The sequence below is a fragment of the Methylobacterium sp. E-046 genome (assembly GCF_022829625.1).
Taxonomy (GTDB): domain Bacteria; phylum Pseudomonadota; class Alphaproteobacteria; order Rhizobiales; family Beijerinckiaceae; genus Methylobacterium; species Methylobacterium longum.
In genome coordinates this window covers 1-515 of the sequence record NZ_JAKSYP010000293.1, presented here as the reverse complement: position 1 = coordinate 515, position 515 = coordinate 1, and the positions used below count along the sequence as shown (strand labels likewise).

General features: G+C 74.4%; 1 pseudogene. It reads left to right on the top strand.

The features are described 5' to 3' along the window. Positions 1-515: pseudogene (locus tag MKK82_RS33610) on the top strand (hypothetical protein); the annotation flags it as partial.

Here is a 515-nt window from a genome sequence, read left to right as displayed (position 1 = left end):
CGCTGGCGCCGTACTTCGACGCGGATTTCTACGCGAGCTGGTACGGGATCACGGCCGATCCGGTGCGCGACTACCTCGTCCACGGCTGGCGCGAGGGCCGGGACCCGCGGCCCGACTTCTCCTCGGCCGCCTACCTCGCCGCCCGTCCCCACCTCGCGCGCGCGGGCATCAACCCGTTCCTGCACGACCTCGCTCGCCGGCGCGGCAAGGCGGGACGGAGTTGGTCGGGGCAGGGCGAGACGGGGCAGGGCGAGACAGGGCAGGGCAGCGCACTGTCGCCCCCCGACACGGCGGGGGCCGAGCGCCTTGCCCGCCGCCTCGTGGACGGGCCGTTCTATCTCGCGGGCAACCCCGACATCGCCGCCGCCGGCGTTGACCCGGCCGACCACTACATGACGTCGGGCTGGCGCGAGGGCCGCGAGCCGGCCCCGCAGTTCGACGTGCTCGCCTACTGCCTCACGCGCGGCATCACCTACGCCACCCGGAACCCGCTGGTGCACTACGTCCTGCACGGC